The organism is Paraburkholderia diazotrophica (assembly GCF_038900755.1).
Classification (GTDB): Bacteria; Pseudomonadota; Gammaproteobacteria; order Burkholderiales; family Burkholderiaceae; genus Paraburkholderia; species Paraburkholderia diazotrophica_A.
Genome location: NZ_JBBPEN010000014.1, coordinates 36,883 through 57,199, shown reverse-complemented (window position 1 = coordinate 57,199; position 20,317 = coordinate 36,883). Strand labels below are relative to the sequence as shown.

General features: G+C 63.6%; 19 protein-coding genes. 12 read left to right on the top strand and 7 right to left on the bottom strand.

Translation table 11 applies throughout. The features are described 5' to 3' along the window. Nucleotides 1-167: 167 nt before the first annotated feature. Nucleotides 168-680: a winged helix DNA-binding protein gene (locus AABE10_RS30850; protein WP_087736256.1), complete on the top strand. Its 513-nt coding sequence runs from the start codon at nucleotides 168-170 to the stop codon at nucleotides 678-680. A 28-nt stretch (nucleotides 681-708) separates the two neighbouring features. Here the strand turns inward: AABE10_RS30850 and AABE10_RS30845 are convergent, their stop codons facing one another. Then, nucleotides 709-1,317: a 5-formyltetrahydrofolate cyclo-ligase gene (locus AABE10_RS30845; RefSeq protein ID WP_342936938.1), complete on the bottom strand. Its 609-nt coding sequence runs from the start codon at nucleotides 1,315-1,317 to the stop codon at nucleotides 709-711. A gap of 20 nt (nucleotides 1,318-1,337) precedes the next feature. Here AABE10_RS30845 and AABE10_RS30840 point away from each other — a divergent pair, with 20 nt between their 5' ends. The 4 genes from AABE10_RS30840 (at nucleotide 1,338) to AABE10_RS30825 (ending at nucleotide 6,297) form a co-directional block, all read left to right on the top strand. After that, nucleotides 1,338-3,311: a lytic transglycosylase domain-containing protein gene (locus AABE10_RS30840; protein ID WP_342936937.1), complete on the top strand. Its 1,974-nt coding sequence runs from the start codon at nucleotides 1,338-1,340 to the stop codon at nucleotides 3,309-3,311. 89 nt (nucleotides 3,312-3,400) lie between these two features. Further along, entirely contained in the window at nucleotides 3,401-4,357 is a 957-nt protein-coding gene (locus tag AABE10_RS30835; protein ID WP_342936936.1) for a complex I NDUFA9 subunit family protein, read from the top strand. A 42-nt stretch (nucleotides 4,358-4,399) separates the two neighbouring features. Then, entirely contained in the window at nucleotides 4,400-5,047 is a 648-nt protein-coding gene (locus AABE10_RS30830) for a glutathione S-transferase family protein (RefSeq protein ID WP_342936935.1), read from the top strand. After that, nucleotides 5,044-6,297, top strand: a complete 1,254-nt coding sequence (locus AABE10_RS30825) for a multifunctional CCA addition/repair protein (RefSeq protein WP_342936934.1) — start codon at nucleotides 5,044-5,046, stop codon at nucleotides 6,295-6,297. The genes AABE10_RS30830 and AABE10_RS30825 overlap by 4 nt, the downstream gene beginning before the upstream one ends. 29 nt (nucleotides 6,298-6,326) lie before the next feature. Here the strand turns inward: AABE10_RS30825 and AABE10_RS30820 are convergent, their stop codons facing one another. Both AABE10_RS30820 and AABE10_RS30815 read right to left on the bottom strand, forming a co-directional pair. After that, a complete protein-coding gene (locus tag AABE10_RS30820) occupies nucleotides 6,327-6,521 on the bottom strand; it encodes a DUF2905 domain-containing protein (RefSeq protein ID WP_342936933.1) in 195 nt (64 codons plus the stop codon). A 10-nt stretch (nucleotides 6,522-6,531) separates the two neighbouring features. Continuing rightward, nucleotides 6,532-7,725, bottom strand: coding sequence for a class I SAM-dependent methyltransferase (locus tag AABE10_RS30815; protein ID WP_342936932.1), 1,194 nt, complete (start codon nucleotides 7,723-7,725; stop codon nucleotides 6,532-6,534). A 13-nt stretch (nucleotides 7,726-7,738) separates the two neighbouring features. On the opposite strand from AABE10_RS30815, the gene AABE10_RS30810 reads away from it, so the two are divergent. The 5 genes from AABE10_RS30810 (at nucleotide 7,739) to glmS (ending at nucleotide 13,426) form a co-directional block, all read left to right on the top strand. Beyond that, complete coding sequence (locus tag AABE10_RS30810) at nucleotides 7,739-8,554, top strand: SDR family oxidoreductase (protein ID WP_342936931.1); 816 nt, start codon at nucleotides 7,739-7,741, stop codon at nucleotides 8,552-8,554. Between the two features lie 102 nt (nucleotides 8,555-8,656). After that, nucleotides 8,657-9,052, top strand: coding sequence for a dihydroneopterin aldolase (locus AABE10_RS30805; RefSeq protein ID WP_090871314.1), 396 nt, complete (start codon nucleotides 8,657-8,659; stop codon nucleotides 9,050-9,052). 3 nt (nucleotides 9,053-9,055) lie between these two features. Further along, the gene (gene ttcA / locus AABE10_RS30800; protein WP_342936930.1) at nucleotides 9,056-10,057 is read left to right on the top strand and encodes a tRNA 2-thiocytidine(32) synthetase TtcA; all 1,002 of its coding nucleotides are present in this window, start codon (nucleotides 9,056-9,058) and stop codon (nucleotides 10,055-10,057) included. Between the two features lie 133 nt (nucleotides 10,058-10,190). Next, a complete protein-coding gene (gene glmU / locus AABE10_RS30795; protein ID WP_342936929.1) occupies nucleotides 10,191-11,552 on the top strand; it encodes a bifunctional UDP-N-acetylglucosamine diphosphorylase/glucosamine-1-phosphate N-acetyltransferase GlmU in 1,362 nt (453 codons plus the stop codon). A gap of 56 nt (nucleotides 11,553-11,608) precedes the next feature. After that, nucleotides 11,609-13,426, top strand: a complete 1,818-nt coding sequence (gene glmS / locus AABE10_RS30790; RefSeq protein ID WP_342936928.1) for a glutamine--fructose-6-phosphate transaminase (isomerizing) — start codon at nucleotides 11,609-11,611, stop codon at nucleotides 13,424-13,426. Nucleotides 13,427-13,561: 135 nt separating this feature from the next. Here the strand turns inward: glmS and AABE10_RS30785 are convergent, their stop codons facing one another. Further along, nucleotides 13,562-14,407, bottom strand: coding sequence for a class I SAM-dependent methyltransferase (locus AABE10_RS30785; RefSeq protein ID WP_342936927.1), 846 nt, complete (start codon nucleotides 14,405-14,407; stop codon nucleotides 13,562-13,564). A 397-nt stretch (nucleotides 14,408-14,804) separates the two neighbouring features. Between AABE10_RS30785 and AABE10_RS36510 the strand changes: the two genes are divergently transcribed. Next, nucleotides 14,805-15,392: a hypothetical protein gene (locus tag AABE10_RS36510; RefSeq protein ID WP_428983415.1), complete on the top strand. Its 588-nt coding sequence runs from the start codon at nucleotides 14,805-14,807 to the stop codon at nucleotides 15,390-15,392. A 553-nt stretch (nucleotides 15,393-15,945) separates the two neighbouring features. Here the strand turns inward: AABE10_RS36510 and AABE10_RS30775 are convergent. Beyond that, nucleotides 15,946-17,100, bottom strand: coding sequence for a Gfo/Idh/MocA family oxidoreductase (locus AABE10_RS30775; RefSeq protein ID WP_342936926.1), 1,155 nt, complete (start codon nucleotides 17,098-17,100; stop codon nucleotides 15,946-15,948). Nucleotides 17,101-17,143: 43 nt separating this feature from the next. Then, a complete protein-coding gene (locus AABE10_RS30770) occupies nucleotides 17,144-18,340 on the bottom strand; it encodes a phytanoyl-CoA dioxygenase family protein (RefSeq protein ID WP_342936925.1) in 1,197 nt (398 codons plus the stop codon). A 130-nt stretch (nucleotides 18,341-18,470) separates the two neighbouring features. On the opposite strand from AABE10_RS30770, the gene AABE10_RS30765 reads away from it, so the two are divergent. Further along, nucleotides 18,471-19,541, top strand: coding sequence for a LacI family DNA-binding transcriptional regulator (locus tag AABE10_RS30765; protein ID WP_342936924.1), 1,071 nt, complete (start codon nucleotides 18,471-18,473; stop codon nucleotides 19,539-19,541). A gap of 179 nt (nucleotides 19,542-19,720) precedes the next feature. On the opposite strand, the gene AABE10_RS30760 is transcribed toward AABE10_RS30765, so the two are convergent. Continuing rightward, nucleotides 19,721-20,197: a GGDEF domain-containing protein gene (locus AABE10_RS30760; protein WP_428983414.1), complete on the bottom strand. Its 477-nt coding sequence runs from the start codon at nucleotides 20,195-20,197 to the stop codon at nucleotides 19,721-19,723. Nucleotides 20,198-20,317 lie beyond the last annotated feature (120 nt).

Sequence of the window (20,317 nt, the reverse complement as noted above, 5' to 3'; positions counted from 1 at the left end):
TAGGTCGAGAGCAGCAGATTCGTCGGACGATGTTCGCTGCCCTGCGCGACGGATAGCGTACATTCTCAATAAAATATCGACAATTTATCAATAAGCGATCTCCCCAGGCTCGCCCGGATGCGGGTGAAGTCGTACACTCGCATCAACCATCACGCTAAAAGACCACCATGGCGCGTCATCCGACCAAAATCGTCTCATCGGAACATCTTGTTTCCGAGTTCAGTGCGGAACTGTCCGAACTGGAATATGGGCTGATCATGGCGAGCAACGCGTTCAACCGCTGGATGGTGCGTTGTATGGCGGCTGCCGGTGACAAGGACATGACGGCCATCGAGGTGTCGCTGCTGCATCACGTGAGCCATCGTGAGCGGCGCAAGAAGATCGCCGACATCTGCTTCGTGCTGAACATCGAGGACACGCACGTCGCGACCTATGCGCTCAAGAAGCTCGTAGCTAGAGGGTATGTAAAAAGCGAAAAGACCGGCAAGGAGGTGTTCTTTTCCGCGACGCAGGCGGGGCGCGATCTGTGCATGAAGTATCGCGAGGTGCGTGAGAACTGTCTGATCGCGACGCTTAAGGAAAGCGGCCTCACCAATGAACAGATCGGCGAGGCCGCGCAACTGATGCGCAACGCGTCGGGCATCTACGACACGGCGGCGCGCGCGGCCGCATCGCTTTGAGACTGTCTACGAAATTGCGACCGCGAACTCAGGCGATCTCTTTCTCTTTCGGATACCAGGCCGCATCGGTGACGATCGCGTCGAGCGGAATGTCGTGTGCTTCGTGCTGCAGCGTTTCCGTACGACATGCTTCATACGCAATGCCCACTGTGACGGGCACTTTCCCGGCGTCGCGAAACATCGCGAGCGTGCGGTCGTAATAGCCGCCGCCATAGCCGAGCCGATAGCCGTCCGCATCGAAACCGACGCACGGCACGAACAGAAGATCGGGCGTGACCGCTTCGCCCGACGTTGGTTCATGGATGCGATGTGCGCCGAGTTGCATCCGCATGTCCGGCGTCCACACATGAAATTCGAGCGGCTTCTCGCGTCCCGTGATGACGGGCAGACTCGCGCGGCGCGTGGCGTCCGTCGCGAGCCAGATCGCGATCGCCGCGCGTATGTCGAACTCGCCCGACAGCGGCCAGTACAACCCTACGCTCTTCGGCGCGAAGCGCTTCAACGCATCGAGCACGCGACGGTTCAGCGCATCGTTGATACCTGGCCCGCGAGCCGCATGCAGACGCGCTTCGAGAAGCGTTGTACGCAGTTCCTTTTTCGATTTTGCGCCGAGGTTGCATGCTATGCTTGAGTTCAATTCGCGCTCCAGAAATAACGATGTCCAAACGCCTCTTCCGAGTATATCGCGCGGCCAGTCTGGCGCTCGCAGCGGCGGCACTCGTCGCGTGCAGCACAGCTTCCGCCGTCAGGCCCATTCAGCTTTCCCCACCCAATAACGACGACCAGATTTTCGTGCAATTGCGCGAGGCCGCGCGCAATAACGATGCTGGCCGCGCCGCGCAACTCGCGGCGATGATTCCGGATTACCCGGCGCCGTCGTATCTCGAGTACTTCCAGTTGAAGCCGCAGCTGTTCGACAACCAGGGGCATCCGCGCGTCGACGCGCCCGATGCGCCCGTGCTGTCGTTCCTCGAACGCTACGACGGCCAGGCCATCGCGGACCGCATGCGCAACGACTACCTCGTCGTGCTCGGCGCGCGCCACGACTGGCGCAATTTCGACCAGCAATACGCGCGCTTCGTTCTCGACGACGACACGCAGGTGAAGTGCTACGCGCTCGAATCGCGCGCGTCGAAGGGCGAGAACGTCGCCGACGCGGCACGCGCGCTGCTCGTCGAGCCGCGCAACTATGGCGACGGCTGCGTCGACCTGATCACGGCGCTCGCGATCAATCAGCAATTCACCAGCGACGACGTCTGGCAGCAGATCCGTCTCGCGTACGAGCAGAATCAGACGAACACGGGCGCGAAGCTCGTCGATGCGCTCGGCAACAACCGCCCCGATCCGACGCTCTTCGATCAGGCGGCGAGCACGCCACCGCTTCTGCTCGCGCGCGGCGTGGGCCCCGATCAGCAGTCTCATCAGCTCGCGTTGCTCGCGATCACGCGCATGGCCCGCAACGATCCGGCGATGGCAGCCGCAACGTTCGGTTCCGTCGCGCCGTCGCTGACCACGCCCGAACGCGCGATCGGCTGGGGCACGATTGCCTATCAGGCAGCCGCGAAGCAGATGCCGGGCGCCGTCGACTGGTATCGCCTGTCGGCGAATGCGTCGCTGTCGAATCCCGCGTACGAATGGCGCACGCGCGTGGCGCTCGTTGCCGGCGACTGGACGATGGTGCGCTGGTCGATCGAGCAAATGCCGCCGTCGCTGCGCAGCCAGCCCGCGTGGGTCTATTGGCACGCGCGCGCGCTGAAGCAGGCAGGCGACGTGACGACGGCGAACCAGGAATTCGAGTCGATTTCACAGGGCTACAACTTCTACGGCCAGCTCGCCGCGGAAGAACTCGGCCAGAAGATCATCGTGCCGCCGAAGACGACCGTCTCCGATACGGAAGTCGAGCAGGCGGGCAAGACACCGGGCTTCGCCCTTGCTCAGAAGTTCTATTCGCTGAATCTGCGTCTGGAAGGCAATCGCGAATGGAACTGGCCGCTGCGCAACATGAACGACCGCCAACTGATCGCCGCCGCCGAGTACGCGCGCCGTATCGAACTGTACGACCGCGCGGTGAATACGGCCGATCGCACGAAGAGCGAACACGATTTCTCGCTGCGCTTTCTGTCGCCGTTCCGCGATATCGTCGAGCGCGACGCGCAATCGAACGGGCTCGACGTCGAATGGGCCTATGGTCTGATCCGTCAGGAATCGCGCTTCATCATGAATGCGCGCTCGGATGTCGGCGCAAGCGGCCTGATGCAGTTGATGCCGGGCACCGCGCAACTGGTCGCGAAGAAGATCGGCCTCGGTCCAATTTCGCGCGCGCAGATGAACGACATCAATACGAATATCCTGCTCGGCACGAACTATCTGTCGATGATCTACAATGAATTCGACGGATCCGCCGTGCTGGCCACAGCCGGCTACAACGCCGGTCCGGGCCGTCCGCGCAACTGGCGCGCGTCGTTGCCACACGGTGTCGAAGGCGCGATTTTCGCGGAAGCCATCCCGTTCCAGGAGACGCGCGACTACGTGAAGAACGTGCTGTCCAACACGGTCTACTATGCAGCGTTGTTCGAAGGCCGTCCGCAATCGCTGAAGGCGCGTCTGGGTTACATCTCGCCCTTGCAATGACGGTGCGCCAGGCCGCCGCCGCGTGACACGCACACGCAGCGGCGCCCGACTTTCAGCCGTTGCCGCGGCTTCCTTCAGGGAGTCGAAAAATGCGACATCAAACCATCGCGATCATCGGCGGTTCCGGCTTCATCGGCAGTCACCTCGTCAACGCGCTCGTCGAACTCGGCAAGACGGTGCGCCTTGCCACCCGCAGACGCTATAACGCGCGGCATCTCACGCTGCTTCCCATCGACGTGGTCGAAGTCGATGTGTTCGATCCCATCCAGCTTGCGCGCTTCGTCGAGGGCGCGGATGCCGTGATCAATCTCGTCGGCGTGCTGCACGGTCATCGCGGCGATCCGTATGGCCCCGAGTTCGCGAAAGCGCACGTCGAGCTGCCGACAAAGATCGTCTCCGCATGCGAAGGCAAGGGCGTGCATCGGCTGATCCATATCAGCGCGATCGGCGCCGACCCGCGCGGACCGAGCATGTATCTTCGCTCGAAGGGCGACGGCGAGCGCGCGATTCACGCGTCGTCGATGCTCGCGTCGACGATCTTTCGCCCGTCCGTCGTGTTCGGTCCCGAGGACCAGTTCCTTAACAAGTTCGCGTTCCTGCAGCGCGTGTTCCCGGTGATTCCGCTCGCGAAGGCCGAGGCGCGCTTTCAGCCGATCTTTGTCGGCGATGTCGCGAAAGCGATCGTCAACGTGCTGGATCTCGATGCATCGACGGGCCGCACTTACGAACTCGGCGGACCTTCCGTCTATACGCTCGAAGCGCTCGTCGAGTACTGCGGCTCGGTGATCGGCAAGCATGCGCGCATCATCCGTCTGCCCGATTCGCTTGCGCGGCTGCAGGCGCTGTCGTTCGAACTCGCGCCCGGCGAACCCGTCATCTCGCGCGACAATCTCGACTCGATGAAAATCGATGCGGTGCTGAGCGCGCCGCTCGCACCCGAGCTCGATATCGAACCGGCCAGCATCGAAACGATCGCGCCCGTGTATCTGACGGGTTCGTCGTTTCGCTCGCGCTTCAACACGTTCCGCGAAAGCGCGGGCCGTTGAGCTCGAACCCGTCGTTCCCTTCAACTTCACTTATGGCAAAGCATGAAACTCGTTATCGGTGACAAGAATTATTCGTCGTGGTCGATGCGGCCGTGGCTCGTGCTCACGCATTTCGGCATTCCATTCGAAGAGGTGCGGATTCCATTGGCCGAAGCGCAGACGGAAGCGTCCATCCTCGCGCATTCGCCTTCGGGCAAAGTGCCCTGCCTGATCACCGACGATGGCATCACCGTGTGGGACTCGCTCGCGATCTGCGAGACGCTGGCCGAGCGTTATCCGCAGCATGCGATGTGGCCGCGCGACGCCGCCGCGCGCGGGCGCGCGCGCAGCGTCAGCGCCGAGATGCATTCGGGCTTCGGCGATCTGCGCTCGAACATGTGGATGAACATCCGCGCGTCGTTCCCCGGCAAGGGCGCGACGCCTGGCGCGCTCGCCGATGTCGCGCGCATCGACGAGATCTGGAGCGAGTGTCTCGAAACGTATGGCGGCCCGTTCCTGTTCGGCGAGTTCACCATTGCCGATGCGATGTACGCGCCCGTCGTGATGCGCTTCAACACGTGGCAGCCGAAGTTGTCGGACGTGGCCGCCGCCTACGCGCGCCGCGTGACGGAGCAGCCGGCCGTTAGCGCCTGGATCAGCGATGCGTTGCGCGAAGGACATGACATCGCCAAGTACGATATCTGCGCATGAATATCTACGCTGTAGGCGGCGCGATCCGCGACGAGCTGCTCGGCATGCCCGTGCAGGATCGCGATTACGTCGTGGTGGGCGCGACGCCCGAACAGATGATCGCGAAGGGCTTTCGCCCCGTCGGCAAGGACTTTCCCGTTTTCCTGCATCCGGACACGCACGAGGAATACGCGCTCGCGCGCACCGAGCGCAAGACATCGGCGGGCTATCACGGCTTCCAATTCTTCTACGCGCCCGATGTGACGCTCGAAGAGGATCTTGCGCGGCGCGACTTGACCGTTAACGCGATGGCCCGCGAGGTGACGCCGGACGGCGATCTGACGGGCCCGGTAATCGATCCGTTCGACGGCCAGACGGACCTGAAGAACCGCGTGTTCAGGCATGTCAGCGATGCGTTTCTCGAAGACCCCGTGCGCATTCTGCGCGTCGCGCGTTTCTCGGCGCGCTTTGCCGATTTCACCATCGCGCAGGAGACGATGGCGCTGATGTGCAAGATGGTCGAGGCGGGCGAAGTCGATGCGCTGGTGCCAGAGCGCGTGTGGCAGGAAGTCTCGCGCGGCCTGATGGAGAAAAAGCCATCGCGGATGTTCGACGTGCTGCGCGAATCCGGCGCGCTCGCGCGCATTCTGCCGGAGATCGACGCGCTATACGGCGTGCCGCAACGCGCCGACTATCACCCGGAAGTCGATACGGGCGTGCACGTGATGATGGTCGTCGATCACACCGCCGCGCAAAACTACGCGCTGACGGTTCGCTTCGCCGCGCTCACGCACGATCTCGGCAAGGCGACGACGCCCGAAGATGTTCTTCCGCGCCACGTCGGCCACGAAGGGCGCACCGTCGATTTGCTCAAGCCCTTGTGCGAGCGCCTGCGCGTGCCGAACGAATGCCGCGATCTCGCGGTGCTGGTCGCGCGCGAGCACGGCAACATTCATCGTGTGATGGAGACGAAGTCGGCGGGACTCGTGCGGCTATTCGAGCGCTGCGACGCGCTGCGCAAGCCCGCGCGTTTCGCGGAGGCGTTGCAGGCGTGCGAAGCCGACGCGCGCGGCCGGCTCGGGTTCGAAGCGGCGGCCTATCCGCAGGCCGAGCGCTTGCGCGAGGCGCTCGTCGCGGCGCGCTCGGTCGATGCGGGCGCGGTCGCGAGCGCGTATGCGGACGACCCCGCGAAGATCAAGGATGCCGTGCATCGCGAGCGCGTGCGCGCGGTGGCGAAAGCGTTGAACGAAGCGTCGTCGGAAGATGCGTGAGGGAACGCGCGTGCGGGAACACGCGCGAATCAGAGCAGCCGGGCGATCAGCGACAGCAGCATCGACAGTATCAGCGTCGACATGAACGGAAACGGATACTCCTTTCCGAACAGACGCAGCGTGACATCGCCGGGCATCCTGCCGATACCGAGCTTGCGCAGCCACGGCCAGCACGCCGACAGCACGGCCACGGCGATAAACGTGGTGAGCAGCCAGCGGATCATCGTGTTTGCCTCACAGCGTGTGCGAACGGTCGCCGCGCGCGAACGCATCGAGTGTGCCGTCGATGCCGCGCGAAAACGCGATCACCTTGAAGAGCTCGCCCATTTCGGCTTCCGATAGCAGTTTCTGTACCGCGTTTGCGGCGGGCAGGAAGTTGGAAATGTCGGACGGATCGATCGCGCTCAATGCTTCCGTGATGCCCGCGTTCATCAGGAAACGCGCCTGCGACGTATAGCCGAGCAGATCCGCACCCGCATCGATGCCCGCCTCGGCGATACCGGTGAATTCGACGTGCGACGTGATGTCCTGCAAGCCCGGATAGAGAAACGGATCGCCGTGCGCGCGGTGCCGGTAGTGGCACATCAGCGTGCCTTGCGTGCGCTGCGCGTGATAGTACTCGTGACGCGGAAAGCCATAGTCGATCAAAATCGCCGCGCCGCGCGCGAGCATCGTGCAGACGGTGCGCGTGAAGGCGAGCGCCGCTTCATGCGTCTCCGTCACGTAATCGACATCGCCGTCGATTTCCAGATCGCGCAGGAACGCGGCGTCGTGCGTCGACTGAACGGGACGGTCTGCGAAGCGCAATGCGCCGTTCTCGAATGCGACGCCGCGCTCGTGCCATTGCCCGCCGCTGCGCGCGAACAGACGCACGGGCATCGCGTCGAGCACTTCATTGCCCACCACCACGCCTTCGAACTGCTCCGGCAACGCGTCGAGCCAGCGCACGCGCGCGGCCATGGCGGGCGCCTGCGCTTCGATTGTCTGCCGCTGACGCTCGCGCAATTCGCCCGATAGATCCACGACCGAGTAGCTGTCCAACTGCGCGCCTAGCCCCGAAAGCGCATTGAGCAAGCCGGACGCCAGCTTGCCCGTGCCCGCGCCGAACTCCATCACGTGTCGCGTGCCGCTTGCTTCGAGCGCCTGCGCGATGGGCCGCGCAAGCGTTTCGGCGAAGAGCGGCGACAGTTCCGGCGCTGTCACGAAGTCGCTGCCATCTTCTGCGCGGCGGCCGAACTTGAGCGCGCCGCCGCTGTAGTAGCCCAATCCCGGCGCGTACAGCGCGCGCTCCATGTAGTGATCGAACGGCATCCAGCCGCCGTTCGCGTCGATCTCCGCGCGAATCCGCGAAACCAGCGCTTCGGACTGCGCGAGCGCGGTCGGGCCGGGAGCAGGTAAACTATCGGGTTGGTGAGCTTTCGGATTCATCCTTGCATTGTAAATGACCGCCTCGAACGACACTTCCGCCGCCAACGCCCGACGCGAGCGCGTCGTCCTCGTCACGGGCGCTTCGCACCGGATCGGCCGGGGGCTGGCCGTCGGCTTTGCGGCGGCGGGCTGGGACGTGGCGGTGCACTACGGCTCGTCGAAGGCGAAAGCCGACGACGTGGTCGCGGAAATCGCCGCGCTCGGGCGGCGCGCCGTCGCGCTGAGGGCGGATCTGTCCGTCGAGGCGGAAGTCGAGCGTCTGCTTCCCGATTGCATCGCGGCGCTGGGGCGTCCGTCGTGCATCGTGAACAACGCGTCGCTGTTCGATGAGGACACCGCGCTCGACATCGGCTACGCGAAACTGCTGCATCTGACGTCGATCAACGTCGGCGCGCCGCTCGTGCTCGCGCGGATGCTGCACGAAGTCACGCCCGAGGCGGCGCGGCACGACGAGGCACAGCGCGGCGCCGTCATCAACGTGCTCGACCAGAAGCTGTACAACATGAATCCGGACTACCTGTCGTACACGCTGACGAAAGCCGCGCTCGGCACGGCGACCGTCGCGCTCGCGCAGGCGCTGGCGCCGAAAGTGCGCGTCGTCGGCCTCGCGCCCGGCCTCACGCTGCAATCCGGCGATCAGACGCCGGAGAGCTTCGCGGCCGCGCACAAGGTCACGCCGCTCGGCCGCGCGTCGCGCATCGAGGATATCGTCGCGGCCGCGCTGTATCTCGCGGATGCGCGGGGCGTCACGGGTACGACGCTGGTCGTCGACGGCGGCCAGCATCTCGTGCCGCTGCCGCGCGATGTGATGTTTTTGACGGGCGCCTGACCGCGAGGTCGCGCCCCACCGGCGCGCCGCGAAGCGCGCCCAATTGCAACTGCGTGCCGCACGCACCCTTTTGCGCACGCGCCCTTTTGTACTGGAACGAACATGTCTGCCGCTTTGCTTCATCCCCGGCTCGCTGATTGCCGCAGGCTCTTTCTGCGCAACTACGAGGTGCACATCAACATCGGCGTGCATGAGTTCGAAAAACGCGGCGAGCAGCGCGTGGTGATCAACGTCGAACTGTTCGTGCCGCTCGCGCTGTCGACGCCCGTCGAAGACAAGTTGCGCGAAGTCGTCGACTACGACTTCATGCGCGCGACGATCGCACAGCGCGTGAGCCAAGGGCATATCCATCTGCAGGAGACGCTCTGCGACGACCTCGCCAAGGCGCTGCTCGCGCATCCGCAGGTCCGCGCCGTGCGCCTTTCGACGGAAAAGCCCGATGTTTATTCCGACTGCGATGCCGTGGGCGTCGAAGTCTTCCAGATCAAAGAGGACTGAGCGATGAACGCTCCCGAAACGTTGACGGGCGTCGACGCGAACGCCGCCGGAGCCGAAGCGGCCGCCGCCGAGCGCAAGCACGCGCTCACGCGCCGCGAGCAGAAAGAAGCATACGAGAACAACAAGCTGTTCAAGCGGCTCGCGCGGCAGGTCGGCCAGGCGATCGGCGACTACGACATGATCGAGCACGGTGACAAGGTGATGGTGTGCCTGTCGGGCGGCAAGGACAGCTATGCGATGCTCGACATCCTGATGCGTCTGCGCGAGCGCGCGCCGATCGACTTCGAGATCGTCGCCGTGAACCTCGACCAGAAGCAGCCGGGCTTTCCGGAACACGTGCTGCCCGAGTACCTGGGCAAGCTGGACATCCCGTTCCATATCGAGAATCAGGACACGTACAGCATCGTCAAGCGTCTCGTGCCCGAGGGCAAGACGACGTGCTCGCTCTGCTCGCGTCTGCGGCGCGGCATTCTGTATCGCGTGGCGGGCGAGCTTGGCGCGACCAAGATCGCGCTCGGCCATCATCGCGACGACATCCTGCAGACGCTGCTGCTGAACCTGTTCTACGGCGGCAAGCTGAAGGGCATGCCGCCCAAGCTGCAATCGGACGACGGCAAGAACGTCGTGATCCGTCCCCTCGCGTACGTGAAGGAAACGGACCTCGAAAAATACGCGGAATTGCGCGAATTCCCGATCATTCCGTGCAATCTGTGCGGCAGCCAGCCGAACCTGAAGCGCGCGGAAATGAAGGCGCTGATCCGTGAATGGGAGAAGCGTTTCCCGGGCCGCGTCGATAACATGTTCAATGCGCTGTCTAACGTGGTGCCGTCGCATCTGATGGACCACACGCTGTTCCCGTTCGCGAATCTGCGGGCGACGGGCGAAGCCGACCCGCAAGGCGATATCGCGTTCGACGAAGAGCCGTGCTCCACCGATTCCACGCCGGAAGGCACGCAGCAAAGCGCGTCGCAAACGATCTCGTTCGTGCAATTCGACGATCTCTGACAGTTTCGTCAGATCCCCGCAAAGCCTTTCAGCACAGGCATTTGCGGGGATTTGTCGGTCTGCCTGGCAACGTTGCCGTCATGCGCAGCGTGCTAGAATCGCCCACTCCAAACTCGTCATAGACGCCCACGTCATGAACATCGTGATTCTGGCGGCAGGCACCGGCAAGCGCATGCGTTCCGCGTTGCCGAAAGTGCTTCATCCCCTGGCCGGTCGGCCGCTTCTCGCACATGTCATCGATACCGCTCGCACGCTGGGGCCGACGCGGCTCGTCGTCGTGATCGGTCATGGCGCGGAACAGGTACGCACGGCCGTCGCGGCACCCGATGTGCAATTCGCGTTGCAGGAACAGCAGCTCGGCACGGGGCACGCGGTGCAGCAGGCTTTGCCGCTGCTCGATCCTTCGCAGCCGACGCTCGTGCTGTACGGCGATGTGCCCCTCACGAAAGCGGGCACGCTCAAGCGCCTGACCGATAGCGCGGGCCACGACGGCTACGGCGTGCTGACTGTGACGCTCGACGATCCCGCCGGCTACGGCCGCATCGTGCGCGACGCGAACGGCAAGGTCGAGCGCATCGTCGAACAGAAGGACGCGACGCCGGAGCAGCAGAAGATCGCCGAGATCAACACGGGCATTGTCGTGATGCCGACGAAGCGCCTCGATGGCTGGCTGTCGTCGCTGAAGAACGACAACGCGCAGGGCGAGTTCTATCTGACCGACGTGGTCGAGCTGGCGATCGAAGCGGGCATCGATGTCGTCACCGCGCAGCCCGACGAAGAATGGGAAACGCTCGGCGTCAACAGCAAGCAGCAGCTCGCCGAACTCGAGCGCATTCATCAGCGCAACGTCGCGGACGAACTGCTCGTCGCGGGCGTGACGATTGCCGACCCGGCGCGCATCGACGTGCGCGGCTCGCTCGAATGCGGCCGCGATGTGTCGATCGATGTGAATTGCGTGTTCGAAGGCGAAGTCACGCTGGCCGACAACGTGTCGATCGGGCCGAACTGCGTGATCCGCAACGCGACCATCGGCATGGGCACGCGTGTCGACGCCTATACGCACATCGAAGGCGCAAAGATCGGCGCGCAGGTCGTGCTCGGTCCGTACGCGCGTCTGCGTCCGGGCGCGGCGCTGTCGGACGAGACGCACGTCGGCAACTTCGTCGAAGTGAAGAACGCAGTGCTGGGCCACGGGTCGAAAGCGAATCACCTGTCGTATATCGGCGATTCGGACGTCGGCGCGCGCGTGAACATCGGCGCGGGCACGATCACCTGCAATTACGACGGCGCGAACAAGTTCCGCACGATCATCGAAGACGACGTATTCGTCGGCTCGGACACGCAACTCGTGGCGCCCGTGCGCGTCGGCCGCGGCGTGACGATCGCGGCGGGCACGACGGTGTGGAAGGACGTCGAAGACGGCCTGCTCGTGCTCAACGAGAAGACCCAGGTGGGCAAGAAGGGTTACGTGCGCCCGACGAAGAAGAAAAGCTGAAGGGAGCCGCGCGCGAGGTGCGCTGCGGACCCTAACTCTGCAAAGGATCATTGATTATGTGCGGCATTGTCGGCGCGATAGCGCAGCGAAACATCGTTTCTGTCCTGATCGAAGGATTGCGTCGCCTCGAATATCGCGGTTATGACTCGTGCGGCGTCGCCGTGCTCGCGGGCGGCGAGCCGAAGCGCGCGCGCAGCGTGGCGCGCGTCGCGGATCTCGACGAGCAGGTGCGCGAGACTCGCCTCGAAGGCGTGACGGGTATCGCGCACACGCGCTGGGCGACGCACGGCGCGCCCGTCACCGACAACGCGCACCCGATCTTCTCGCGCAACGAACTTGCGATCGTCCACAACGGCATCATCGAGAACTACGAGACGCTGCGCGACATGCTGCGCGGCAAGGGCTACGAGTTCATCTCGCAGACCGATACGGAAGTGATCGCGCATCTGATCCACAGCCTGTATCACGGCGATCTGTTCGCGGCCGTGCGCGAGGCGACGGGGCACCTGCACGGCGCGTACGCAATCGCCGTGCTGCACAAGAACCAGCCGCATACGGTGGTGGGCGCGCGCCAGGGCTCGCCGCTCGTCGTCGGTCTCGGTGAAGGCGAGAACTTCCTCGCGTCGGACGCGCTTGCGCTGGCGGGCAGCACCGATCGCTTCATGTTCCTCGAAGAAGGCGACGTCTGCGAACTGACGCTCGACAAGGTTCGCGTGTTCGATCGCGACGGCAAGCCGGCCGAGCGCGACGTGCGCCAGGTCGCGGCATACGGCGGCGCGGTCGAGCTTGGCCCGTATCGCCATTTCATGCAGAAGGAAATCTTCGAGCAGCCGCGCGCGATCTCGGACACGATTCCGCAATCCGATGTGTTCGATGCGTCGCTGTTCGGCGAAAGCGCCTCGAACGCGTTTGCGGAAATCGACAGCCTGCTGATTCTCGCGTGCGGCACCAGCTACTACTCGGGCCTGACGGCGAAATACTGGCTCGAATCGATCGCGAAGATTCCGACGCAGGTCGAGATCGCGAGCGAATACCGTTATCGCGATTCGGTGCCGAATCCGAAGTCGCTCGTCGTCGTGATTTCGCAATCCGGCGAGACGGCCGACACGATCGCGGCGCTCAAGCACGCGCAATCGCTGGGGCACAAGCACACGCTAGCGGTGTGCAACGTCGCCACGAGCGCGATGGTGCGCATGACGGAACTGTCGTTTCTCACGCATGCGGGCCGCGAGATCGGCGTTGCATCGACGAAGGCTTTCACGACGCAACTGGTCGCGCTGTTCGTGCTCGCTGCGACGCTCGGCAAGATGCGCGGCCACATCGGCGCGAAGCAGGAAGCCGACTACATCCGCCAGTTGCGCCACTTGCCCGCGGCGCTCAACAGCGTGCTGGCGCTGGAGCCGCAGATCATCGCGTGGTCGGAAGAGTTCTCGCGCAAGGAGAATGCGCTGTTCCTCGGCCGCGGCCTGCATTATCCGATCGCGCTGGAAGGCGCGCTGAAGCTCAAGGAAATCTCGTACATCCACGCCGAGGCCTACCCGGCGGGCGAGCTGAAGCACGGGCCGCTGGCGCTCGTCACGGAGGCGATGCCCGTCGTGACGGTCGCGCCGAATGACGCGCTGCTCGAAAAGCTCAAGTCGAACATTCAGGAAGTGCGCGCGCGCGGCGGCCAGTTGTATGTGTTCGCCGATGCCGATACGAAGATCGTCAACGACGAAGGCCTGCACGTGATCCGCATGCCGGAGCACTATGGATTGCTGTCGCCGATTCTGCATGTCGTGCCGCTGCAGTTGCTCGCGTATCACACGGCGTGCTCGCGCGGCACGGACGTGGACAAGCCGCGCAATCTCGCGAAATCGGTGACGGTGGAGTGAGGCTGTTCGCTCTGCGGTGATGTTATTGTTATCGTGCAAGCGTTCCCGATACGGCGCCGTGTTGGCGGTCGTATCCGGAACGCCTCGAATTCAAGCTCTTCCTTCGTCCATTGCCTGACGTTCGCTCGCAAACGTTCAAGGCTTCGTCGCGCTGGCCAGCACGCACGGCATCGGTATCCGCACCTCGCCGGCGCTTTCATATCGCGCAGCTCCTTCCGCGATTGTCTTCTCGATCAAGTCCAGCGCCTCGGGCGTCTGTGCATTCAGGATCGCGGAGATGCGCACGCCGCCACGCCTCACCATGTCGAATAGCGCGCCTGGCGCTCGCGCATGCAAGGTCAGCCCGAGTTCCTGCACACGCGGATCGAGAAAGCCTGCCTCGACGAGCACGCGCTTGCATTCGTCCCAGTCGCTGAACCGGAAGAAGGGTGGCCCTGGCGGCAACTGAACATCCATCCGGCCATGCGCCTCGATGGCCTTCAGCACGATCGCGAATCCGGCCGCCTTGTCGGGCGTCGCCCAATTCGTGAAGCCGACCTTGCCGCCGGGCCGCAGCACCCTGAATGCCTCCAGAAGCGCCTTCTCGGGATTCGAGAAGTGCATCATCCCGAAGTTGATGCCGACAGCGTCGACACACTCGTCGGGAAACGGCAGGTCGTCCGCGCTGCCGAACCTGAACGTCAACGCGGGATAGATGCGCCGAGCCTGATCGACCATCGATTCGGCGAAGTCGACGCCGACGGCATCCGCGCCGCGCTGGGCGGCCGACGCGGCGAGATAGCCGGGGCCCGATGCGACATCGAGGAAGCGGACGCCACGGCGCACATTCAGCGCGTCGAGCAACGGGCCATGGGACTGAATGGTCAAGTTACCGAAATACGCGTGATAAGGCTGCGCGGCCCGTTCCCAGCCTCGATGTTCGAAGGCGCCGAATTCGCTTTCTTCCATATGGCTTTTCTCCAGACGCTGTATCGCGTTCATGACGATAGCGAGCGATGCCTGTTCGCGACGACGCGATCATCCCGTCGCCATGATTTCGCGCGATAAATTCCGTTATAGGCTCCTCGCGCGAGAGTGCAACGAATCAATCGACGGACGGTGCGAAATCACGCGGACTCGACATCCGGATGTCCACACGATGCTCTGGACAACATGGGGATATCGCGGAGGCGATTGCTGTGGGCGGATTCTGAGTAAACACGCGGAGCACTCGAACGCGGGCCAAGTTATCCGGGTCTGCCGCCACGGATCCCACGCTTATGCGCATGGGTATCCGTTTCGCAATCGATTGAGCGCAATGCGGATTTGATGCTTGTCCACAGAAAACGGCGATGCTTGTTAACTGCTACTACGTATACATATCGATGAATTAAAAGCGTTGAGCAATGCTTGCGTACCGGTTGAATGTGCAGCAGAAGATGGCATTTGCCTGTTCCCTGGACAACACTGGATTGATGAATCTGTCGTGCGTGAAGAACGGTATCGCGGTGTCGGGCTGGCAGAGGCAGAGCGAACGCACTGTGTGCGGAGCAGGCCAACACTCATCGGTTGGAAATTCGCTCGTGAATCGCGCGCGAGTGCCTGCATGCCCCACGCAGCAAGCCGCACGGCCCGCAAGCGCTTCATAGGCATGGCCATTGCTCTTAACAGCGCGCCCGCCAAGGAAGCGGACCTCACTACACATCAACCGGAGGCGATCGTGCTTGCAGCAAAACCCTGTACTGCGACGTGTGTCATCGATGGAATCGCGGTTACGCTCACTTTTTTTCCTGACACGGGCGTCCTGCGCATCACGGACAGCACGGGCAGCCGTCTGAGAGAAACACGCTGGTCCGCTTCGTGGGACAGCCTGGTCGCGACGTTCCGCGAACTCAGCGAAACGGCCGACGAAGACCGCGCCGATCCGGACGTGCTGTTTGGCAGCGCCTACCGTCCGCACACGTCGAGTACGCGCTTCGCAACGTGAACGTATCGCGCGCCGCTGGCCGCCCGCGAACAAACGGGCGAATAGCGCCACGAATCGCCCTCGCTTCAGCCAATTGATTGCGCGCGCCCGCTCCTATACTTCTTTTCATGGAGCGACGATTCAACAAGCCCCATCGATGCGGTTCCCCTCTGCGTCGTGCATGACCGTAGGTTGCCTGCAATTCGTTCAGCAGTTTGAAGTTCTCGTTTGCAATAGCAGTAGCGCAGTAGCGCAGTAGCGCAGTAGCGCAGTACAGCAGTAGGGCAGTACAGCAGTACAGCAGTACAGCGGTAGCGAAGCAATGCAGTCGGCAACAGCAGTCTTGGCAGCGGCAAACAAGCAGTCGATTCACCGTTTCAACAGAATGCAGTTGGGGTTAGTAGCAAGGAGTAGGCGCGGGGCCAAATCGAAGCAAGAAGAAGCGTGACCAATAACAGCTTCATGTGATGAGAAGCAGTCGGCAAGCATCCACGCGCCTGTACGATATGACTCATCCACGAGCCCTGTTCCCCCGCGGAACAGGGCTCTTTTTTTGGCTCAGAAGATCCGTCGCTCACGCGCGCTCGATGTCCTGCCACGCGCCCGCCGCCGTGCTCTTCACAGAGGCATCGACGAACGCGAGTCCCTTCACGCCATCGCGGACGCCAGGAAAGAGCGCAGGCCTGTCATCCCGTTCACCCTCGCTGATCCGCTTGGCGACACGCTCCGCGAACTCCGTATAAAGATTCGCGAACGCTTCCAGATAACCTTCGGGATGGCCGATGGCGATGCGTGTCGAGCGTTGCGCGCCTTCGCTCATCGTCGGGCCGAGTCTGCGCGTGATGATCTGCTCGAAGCCATCATGCCGGCGATGAATCAGGCGGTTCGGCTCTTCCTGATGCCATTCAAGTCCGCCTTTGTCGCCGTGGATGCGAAAGCTCAGTCCATGCTCTGAGCCTGCCGCTGCGTTCGTCACCCACAGCGAGCCGCGCGCGCCGTTCTCATAGCGCAGCAGCGCGGAAACGTAGTCGTCGATGGTGCGGCCGGGAATCGCCGAGCCGACGTCCGCGCACACGCGGGTGACGTCGAGCCCGGTGACGTATGCGCCCAGATGAAACGCGTGCGTGCCGATATCCATCAGCACGAGCGAGCGGCCCGCACGTCCCGCTTCCGTGCGCCAGCCGGCGGGCAAATCGTGCGCAGCCAGATAGCTCTGCACGTATTGCAGATGCACCTGGCGAATCTCGCCGAGTTCGCCCGCACGGACCATATCGCGTGCCTGGCGCACCATCGGAAAGCCGGAGTAGCAGTACGTCACGCAGAACTCCGCGTTCGTCGCTTCGACGCGCGCTGCGATTTCGCGCGCCTGCGCCAGGTCGTTGGCCAGCGGCTTGTCGCAGATCACGTGAAAGCCGTTGTCGAGCGCCATCATGCAGATCGCGTGATGCGAGTCGTTGGGCGTCATCACCGCGATCACGTCGATGCGATCGGGCCGCGCGGCTTCCGTTTCGATCATTTGCCGCCAGGACGGATACGCGCGCTCATGGTCGATGCCGAGATTCGATGCCGCCTGCCGCGCGCGTTCGGGGTCGGAGGACAACGCGCCCGCGACGATGTCGTAGTGGCCGTCCAGCCGCGCCGCGATGCGATGCGTCTCGCCGATGATCGAGCCCGGCCCGCCGCCGATCAGGCCGAGCCGAATGCGTCTGCCGATGGTGCTTATCGTCATGTCGTCTCCGTCGTTCGAGTGAGTGCGTAGCGCTAGTGCGCAGTTAGTGCGTCGCGTTGCGGACTTCAAGATCGCGCAGCGCTTCGGCGAATTTTTCGTCGGACCAGTTTTCATCGAGCGCCGTCGCGAAGATCTGTTGCTGGCTCGCGGGCGCCAGTCCGCCGACGGGCGGATTGCGATCGAGATTGGTCGGGAACGCGTAGCCTTCCGCGCACGACGCGATCACGGCCGCCGCTTCCGCCGCGCCGATCCGCCGATGCGCGCGCATCGCACGCAACGCGGGAAACACGGCAGTGCACATGCGCGTGCGATCGAGCGATTCCATTGCGCGCCCATAAGCCGACGACGCTTGCAGCAGATTCGCCATTCGCTGCACGTCGCGCGTGCGGTTCGAACCGGCCGCGTGAAAAAGCGCGGGACTGAAGAAGATCGCATCGCCTTTTTTCAGCGGCAACTGCGCATGGTGCGATTCGAAATACTCGCGGAAATCCGCGCGACGCCACGCGACATAGCCCTGCGGATAACGCTGCGAGAACGGCAGCAGCCTGGTCGGCCCGCTATCGACGGGCATGTCGCTGTGCGCGACGGCGCCTTGCAGCGTCAGCAGCGCCGACATCAAATGCACATGGGCGGGAAAGCGCTGCGCGTCATCGACGGTGAGAAAGCCGAGGTGAAAATCGCGGTGCGCCTGTTGCGCTTCGCCGCCCGGACGCACGACGTTCACCTGCGACGTCATCTGATAGCCGGGGCCGAGCCACGCTTCGGCGGCTGCCATCAGGATCGGATTCGCGAAGTAGCGCACGAACACTTCCGGCGCGGCAAGGCAGAGCTTTTCCTGCGCGTTCCAGATGCGGTCGTTCGCGCCTGCCTTCGCGAAGTGATCGGCGCCGCCGCCTGCCTTGCGCTCGCTGCGGATCATCGATTCGAAGATCGCGGTTGCATCGTCGATCGCGGACGTGTCTTCGTACGCGCGCTTGAGCACGAACACGCCGGCGCCGTCGAGCAACACGTCGGCCCATTCGGCCAGCAGCTCGGGACGGCGCGACGCATCGGCCACGACAGGCCGCAGCGCGTCGCAGTCGTACACGGGAATCGCCTGTTCGACGGCGGCGGCGAAGCGCGGCCGTGCATGCGCTTCGCGCGAAGTGTCGATCAACGTCGCCAAGCCGTCGACGGAACAGTCCGCCTCGCGAAACCATGCGTGCGCGCCGGATGCAAAACGCCGAGGGTTCTGGCTCATGTGGTCTCCCGTTTCATGCAAGCTGATTGCCGGATGTTTCGAATCAGCTTATCGCCAAACTCCGGCGCTGCGTTACCATCGAAACATCAAAAACACATCAAACGCGGGGCGCGTTTTCACCTGGCGATCCATGAGTCATCCCTTTCTGATCAAGGAAATCGCGTTGCAGGCGGGGCTCGGCACGGCCACCGTCGACCGCGTGCTGAACGGCCGCGCGCACGTTCGCGAGCACACGCGCCGCCGTGTGATGCAGGCGATCAAGGAACTGGAGAAGCAGCAGATGACGATGGCGACGAGCGGGCGCAAGCTCGTCGTCGATGTCGTAGTGGAGGCGCCGCGCCGTTTCGCCGACGAGATTCGCGACGCGCTCGAAGACACGATCCCGAGTCTGCATCCGGCAATTTTCCGGCCGCGCTTTCTGATGCAGGAGACGATGACGAAGGCGCAAGTCGTCGATGCGTTGCGTGCGATCGCGCGGCGCGGCAGTCATGGCGTGTTTTTGAAAGCGCAGGACGTGCCCGAGATCGCGCAGGCGATCGCCGAACTGAAGCAGCGCGATATTCCCGTCGTGACGATGTTCACCGACATCCCCGCGTCGGAGCGCATTGGGTATGCAGGGCTCGACAATCGCGTCGGCGGCGCGACGGCTGCGTATCTGATCGGCCACTGGCTCGGCAGACGCGCAGGCAACGTGCTCGTGACGATGAGCAACGAGCGCTTTCGCGGCGAGGAAGAGCGCGAGGCGAGCTTTCGCGCGATGCTGCGCGAACGGTACGCGCATCTGACGCTGATCGACGCGAGCGGCGGGCAGGGGCTCGATGCGCAGACGGAAGGCCGCGTGCGCAAGGCCGTGGAAGCGGGGCAGAAGATTGCCGCCGTTTATTCGATGGGCGGCGGCAACGCGGCGATTCTGCGCGCGCTCGGGTCGCTGAACCAGCATCCGAAATGCTTCATCGCACACGACCTGGATCGAGAGAACGTGCAGTTGCTGCGCGACCGCGCGATCACGGCGGTGCTGCATCACGATTTGCGGCAGGACATGCGATCGGCGTGTCAGCACGTGATGTGCTTTCACAAGCTGCTGCCGAAATCGGCGGTGAGCGCGTCGTCGTCGGTGGTGGTGGTGACGCCGGAGAATATTCCGCTCGAAGTGGCACAGCGCTTTGGCGGGCGCGATGAGCGCGGGCAGCACGACAGCTAGCAAAAGAAAAACGCCACGGACAAAAGCCGTGGCGCGCAAATCGTCCCGATGATTCCGACTGCGTGGAGAATCATGGAGAACCTGGAGACGGAAACAAGTCTACGTCGACGCCGCACGCGGCCATCGCACGAATAGTGAGCGTTTTTCCCCGCAATTCAACTGCGGTTCATGGGTTGCAATCAGGCATGCCGTTTCGCCGGATCAGCCTGATCCGAGTGATCGCGGATATCGTCCGTCGGCGCTTGCGTCTGCGTCCATTCCGCCGGTTTCACCCGATTGCGCCCAGCCGCCTTCGCCGCGTAGAGCTGCGCGTCGGCGGCGGCGACGAGTTCCGGTGGCGTGCCGCCGTCGGCGGGGCGGCATGTGGCGACACCGATGCTGACCGTCACGCCGTGATCGGGCGGCAGTGGCTTGACGCGCAATGTCTCGACGACGCGGCGAATTTTCTCCGCGACATGGATCGCTGCATTCGACATCGTGTCCGGCAGCACGACGGCAAACTCTTCGCCACCATATCGCGCGACGATGTCGAGCGAGCGCCGCGCGACCGACGCGATGCAATCCGCGATGGCCGCCAGCACTTCGTCGCCGGCTGCATGGCCGTAGGTGTCGTTGAGGCGCTTGAAATAGTCGATGTCGATGAACAGCACCGACATCGGCGTGCCATTGCGCCGCGCGCGGCGCCATTCTTCGCGACAGGTCGTAGATTTCGACGTTGCGCGCAATATCGCTTGAAATCAGCCGCACGAGATCCGCCGACGTTTCGCGTGCATGGT